Source organism: Streptomyces sp. FH025 (genome assembly GCF_017427025.1).
GTDB lineage: Bacteria > Actinomycetota > Actinomycetes > Streptomycetales > Streptomycetaceae > Kitasatospora.
Genome location: NZ_JAFLNG010000490.1, coordinates 1 through 5,897 on the forward strand (window position 1 = coordinate 1; position 5,897 = coordinate 5,897).

A 5,897-nucleotide genomic window follows, 5' to 3' on the forward strand; every position below is an offset into this window, starting at 1 on the left:
CGACATAGCGTCAGGCCATGACCGCGATCCTGCGCCGCACGGCTGCGACCGGTGGCCTGCTCCTCTCCCTCCTCCTGCCGGGCGTCGTCGCCCCGCCGGCCGCCGAAGCCGCGCCGGCCGCCCTCACCTGGGGCGCCTGCCCGGCGCCGACGCCCAACGCGAACGGCGTGCCGTTCCCCCGCGATCCGCGCCAGCAGTGCGCGACGCTGCGCGTGCCCCGCGACTACCACCACCCCCGCTCCGGCACCATCACGCTGACCGTCTCCCGGATCCGCACCGCCGATCCGGCCGCCCGGCGCGGCGACCTCGTGGTCGTCCCCGGCGGGCCGGGCGGCTCCGGCCTCGACTACCCCGGGGAGGCCGCCGGCTTCCTGCCGCCGGACGTCCTGCGCTCCTACGACCTGATCGGCTTCGACGAACGCGGCGTCGGCAACAGCACCCCCGTGCACTGCGACCTGCCCGCCGAGGACCGCGCCGCCCGGCTCAACTACCCCTTCCCGGCCGCCGACGGCTCCATCACCGCCAACCTCGCCCACGCCCGGAGGATCGCCGACGCCTGCGCGGCCGCGAGCGGCCCCTACCTCGCCGACATCACCACCGCCAACTCCGCCCGCGACCTCGACCGGATCCGCGCCGCGCTCGGCCTGCGCCGGATCTCCTACCTGGGCACCTCGTACGCCACCTACCTCGGCCAGGTCTACGCGAGCCTCTTCCCCGCCCGCGCCGACCACGTGGTGCTCGACAGCACCGTCGCCCCCGGCGGCGAGCAGCAGGCGATCGGCCTGTTCAGCGAGGGCGCCGAGGACACCTCCCCGGCGCTGGCCCGCTACCTCGCCGACCGCGACGCCGCCCTCCACCTGGGCGCCACCCCCGAAGCCGTACGGGCCGCCTACCTCCGGCTCGCCGCCGAACTCGACCGTGCGCCCCTCGTCCTGTCCGACGGCCGCACGCTCGACGGCGCCGGCCTGCGGGCTGTCACCTACTCCTCGCTGACCAAGCCGGACTACTACCCGCTGGCGGCCGCCGCCCTGGAGCTGGCCGCGACCCGGGCGACGCCGGCACCGGGAGGCTCCACCGGCGGCCACCTCCCCTCGGTCATCCCCGACAACTTCCTCGCCGCCCAGGATGCCGTGGTCTGCGACGACTCCGCGTGGCCGCGCGACCCCGCCGTCTACGCGGCCCGCACCGCCGCCGACCGGCGTCGCCACCCGCTGACCGACGGCATGTCAGGCAACGTCTGGCCGTGCGCCTTCTGGCACTACCCGCCCAAGGAGCCCCAGGTCCGCCCGAACCCGACCGGCCCGCGCGACATCCTGCTGCTCCAGAACCGGTACGACCCCTCGACCCCCTACTCCGGCGCCCGGCAGGCCCTCGCGGCCTTCGGCCGCCGGGCCGCCATGGTGACGGTCGACGCCGCCGGGCACGGCGTCGACTTCACCGATCCCCGGATCCGTGACCCGTTCACCGCCTTCCTCCTCACCGGGCGGCTGCCCGGCTGAGCGGGCCCGGACCGCCGGGTGCAGCCGATCGGGTGCTCCGTACGCAGTGTTCAGATGACACCAGGGCTCGGTCAGACGAGCTCGGTCCTTCGACCGGAAGACTTCCAGGGCTCCATACCGTCTTCACGTCGTGAAAGGACTGAGGTGAAGCCCAGTCAGAATCCGGTGACCGCCGTCACCTGGAGACGCAGACTCGGCAGGGCGATGAGTTCCGCCCTGGCCCTGACGCTCGTCCCCTTCGGCATGTCACTCGTCGCACCGACGGCCGCGGAAGCGGCCGGCCTTCCGGGCGGTCTCGGGCCCTGTCTGGGCGCGGACTGTCCGGCGACGTTCCCACCCGTCAACAACGGCCCCTTCGCGGGCCGCGACGCCGGCGTGAACATCTTCGTCGGCGGCGACTTCAGCGTCAGCGGTTCGGCCGCCGAGGCCGAGGGGCACGTGGTGACCCTCGGCAACTTCGACCAGAACAAGGCCGCCGGAGCCAGCTCCGTCTACAACATCGGCATCGTCGGTGTCGGCTCCCGCGTCCCCCCGCCGGACGGCGCCGACTTCCTCACCGCCGGCGGCAACGTCACCATCGCCCGGGGCCAGACGCTCATCGCCGAGGGGGGCGTCGTCCGCTACGCGGGCACGGCCTCGGGCACCATCACCGGCACGAAGATCCAGGACGCGCAGGCCGTGGCCGCCTACCGGCCGCTGCGCAGCGAGCTGCAGACGGCGAGCGAGTGCTACGCCGGGGTCGGCACGCCCCGCCCCGCCACCGGAACCGCCGTCAACCAGGGCTTCCAGACGCTGTTCACCGGTGACGGCACCTCGGCGCTCCAGGTCTTCAACGTCGACTTCGACATCGCGAGCAACACCGGCGGCGCGCAGGGCGTCGCGTTCGCCAACATCCCCGCGAACGCGACGATCCTCGTCAACCTCGTGGGCGGCGCCCGCACCATCAACACCTACAGCGGCAGCCTCGACGACGCCGATCCCTGGAACCAGCTGCGCGAGCGCCTCCTGTGGAACTTCCCCACCGCGTCGACCGTCACCCTCACGGGATCGGGGCAGTTCCAGGGCAGCGTGCTGGTCGGCAACCCCGCCAGCACCTCCACCATGAACCTGCCCGGTCTGAACGGACGGTTCTTCACCACCGGCTCGCTGCTGCACAACTCCGGCTCGGGCATGACCGGGACGGAGTTCCACGCCTACCCCTTCAACGGCGACCTCCCGGACTGCGGCAATCCTCCGGCCCCCACCGGTTCGACCAGCGTGACCAAGGTGGACTCCGTCACCGGGCAGCCGCTGGCCGGAGCCGTCTTCCAGCTGTGGCGTGAGACCAACGGCGTCGCCGGGCTCCAGACCTCGGGAACTGACCCGGACACCAAGGTGGGCGCGCCCTGCACCACCGGGGCGGACGGCCTCTGCTCCACGACCGACCTGCCGCTGGGCACGTACTACTGGCAGGAGACGCAGGCTCCGCCGGGCTACGACCTGCCGCGGCCCGCGGTGACGACGGTGGTGCTCGACACCAACGGGCAGAGCGTCCCGGTCACCGTCCCCGACACCAAGTCCCCGGTCGTCGAGACGGCGTCCACCAGCGTGACGAAGGTCGACTCCGCCACGAACCAGCCCCTGGCGGGTGCCACCTTCCAGCTGTGGCGTGAGACCAACGGCGAACCCGGGCTCCAGACCACCGGGAGGAACCCGGACACCGCCGTCGGCGCTCCGTGCGTCACCCCCGCCACCGGTGTCTGCTCCGCGACCGATCTGCCGCTGGGCACGTACTACTGGCAGGAGACCGCGCCGCCCCCCGGTTACGAGCTGCCCGAGCTCAACGTGACCACCGTTGTCCTGGACACCAACGGGCAGACCGTCGCGGTCACCGTCGCTGACGCCAAGGCCGCCGCTCCGACCGGTTCGACCAGTGTGACGAAGGTCGACTCGGCCACGCGGCAGCCGCTGGCGGGTGCGGTGTTCCAGCTGTGGCGTGAGACCAACGGTGTTGCCGGGCTTCAGACTTCGGGTGCGAACCCGGACACCGCCGTCGGTTCGCCGTGCACCACACCCACCTCCGGGGTCTGCTCGGCGGGCGATCTGCCGCTGGGCACGTACTACTGGCAGGAGGTGTCCGCACCCCCCGGTTACGAGCTGCCCGAGCTCAACGTGACCACGGTCGTCCTGGACACCAACGGGCAGACCGTCGCGGTGACCGTCGAGGACACCCAGACCATCGCTCCGACCGGTTCGACCAGTGTGACGAAGGTCGACTCCGTCACCGGGCAGCCGCTGGCGGGCGCCGTCTTCCAGCTGTGGGAGGAGACCAACGGCGTTCCCGGGCTTCAGACCTCGGGTGCGAACCCGGACACCGCCGTCGGTTCCCCGTGCACCACCCCCGCCACGGGCGTCTGCTCCGTAGCGGGCCTGCCGCTGGGGACGTACTACTGGCAGGAGACCGCGGCTCCCCCCGGCTACGACCTGCCGCAGCCCGCTGTGACGACCGTCGTGCTCGACACCAACGGGCAGAACATCCCCGTCACCGTCGCCGACACCAAGTCCGTCGTGCCGACGGCGTCGACCAGTGTGACGAAGGTCGACTCGGCCACGCGGCAGCCGCTGGCGGGTGCGGTGTTCCAGCTGTGGCACGAGACCAACGGTGTTGCCGGCCTTCAGACCGGCGGACCCAACCCCGACACGGCCATCGGTTCTCCGTGCGTCACCCCCGACACGGGCGTCTGCTCGGCGGACAACCTGCCGCTGGGGACGTACTACTGGGAGGAGACCACGGCGCCTCCCGGCTACGAGCTGCCGGCGTCGACGGTGACGACGGTGGTGCTCGACACCAACGGGCAGAACGTTCCGGTCACTGTCGCTGACACCAAGTCCGCTGTTTCGACGGCTTCGACCAGTGTGACCAAGGTGGACTCGGTCACCGGGCAGACGCTGGCCGGCGCGGTGTTCCAGTTGTGGCAGGAGAGCAACGGTGTTCCCGGGCTTCAGACCGGTGGGCCGAACCCGGACACCAAGGTGGGTGCGCCTTGCACGACCGGGGCGGACGGTGTCTGCTCCGCGGCCGATCTCCCGCTGGGGACGTACTACTGGGAGGAGGTCTCCGCTCCTCCCGGCTATGAGCTGCCGGCGTCGACGGTGACGACGGTGGTGCTCGACACGAACGGGCAGTACGTCCCGGTGACCGTCGCCGACACCAAGTCCGCCGTGCCGACGGGTTCGACCAGTGTGACCAAGGTCGACTCCGTGACCGGCCGCACCCTGGCGGGCGCCGTCTTCCAGCTGTGGCGGGAGACGAACGGTGTTCCGGGGCTTCAGACTTCGGGGTCGAACCCGGACACTCCGGTGGGTGCGCCCTGCACGACCGGGGCGGACGGTGTCTGCTCCGCGGCCGACCTGCCGCTGGGGACGTACTACTGGCAGGAGGTCTCCGCTCCTCCCGGCTATGAGCTGCCGCAGCCCGCGGTGACGACGGTGGTGCTCGGCACCAACGGGCAGAACGTGCCGGTGACCGTCGCCGACACCCTGGCGACCGTTCCGACCGGCTCCACCAGCGTGACCAAGGTCGATGCCGAGACCGGCAAGCCGCTGGCCGGTGCGGTGTTCCAGCTGTGGCACGAGACCAACGGTGTCCCCGGGCTCCAGACCGGCGGGTCGAACCCGGACACCAAGGTGGGTGCGCCCTGCACCACCGGGGCGGACGGTGTCTGCTCCGCCGCTCAGCTCCCGCTGGGGACGTACTACTGGCAGGAGGTCTCCGCGCCTCCCGGTTACGAGCTGCCCGCGTCCGCGGTGACGACGGTGGTGCTCGGCACCAACGGGCAGAACGTCCCGGTCACCGTGAAGGACACCAAGAAGACCACGCAGACCGGTTCGACCAGCGTGACCAAGGTCGACGCCGAGACCGGCAAGCCGCTGGCCGGTGCGGTGTTCCAGTTGTGGCACGAGACCAACGGTGTCCCCGGGCTCCAGACCGACGGGTCGAACCCGGACACCAAGGTGGGTGCGCCCTGCACCACCGGGGCGGACGGCGTCTGCTCCGCGGACAACCTCCCGCTGGGTACCTACTACTGGCAGGAGGTCTCGGCACCGGGGGGTTACGAGCTGCCGAAGCACGCGGTGAGCACGGTCGAGCTGACCAAGGACTGCCCGAACGCGGCGATCACGGTCAAGGACAAGAAGTGCCCGCCGGAGCCGTGCCCGCCCACCCCGTGCCCGCCGGAGCCGTGCGAGCCGGGCCACGAGTGGGGCACCCACGAGGAGCGCGTCTGACAGAGCGCTTCAGCAGGGGCGGATGAGCCGCCTGACGTGACCACTTGGCCGGAGGAGCCGACAATGGCTCCTCCGGCCAAGTGCGTTGTGCTGACGCCGAGGGTCAGTCCAGGCCGAGCGCCTGGGCGAAGT

At 71.7% G+C, this 5,897-nt stretch carries 2 protein-coding genes; both read left to right on the top strand.

All coding sequences use genetic code 11. The annotated features are described in order from the left end of the window. Positions 1–17: 17 nt before the first annotated feature. On the top strand, positions 18–1,499 hold the full coding sequence (locus tag J0670_RS27515; protein ID WP_207814399.1) for an alpha/beta hydrolase: 1,482 nt from the start codon (positions 18–20) through the stop codon (positions 1,497–1,499). A 204-nt stretch (positions 1,500–1,703) separates the two neighbouring features. Continuing rightward, positions 1,704–5,765 carry a SpaA isopeptide-forming pilin-related protein gene (locus J0670_RS39540; RefSeq protein WP_243437601.1) on the top strand — a complete coding sequence of 1,354 codons (4,062 nt, stop codon included), beginning with the start codon at positions 1,704–1,706 and terminating at the stop codon, positions 5,763–5,765. The last annotated feature ends 132 nt before the right edge of the window (positions 5,766–5,897 follow it).

Excerpts from the sequence above, each read along its gene's own strand:
- J0670_RS27515 (WP_207814399.1), top strand. The coding sequence starts at position 18 with ATGACCGCGATCCTGCGCCGCACGGCTGCGACCGGTGGCCTGCTCCTC.
- J0670_RS39540 (WP_243437601.1), top strand. The coding sequence starts at position 1,704 with ATGAGTTCCGCCCTGGCCCTGACGCTCGTCCCCTTCGGCATGTCACTC.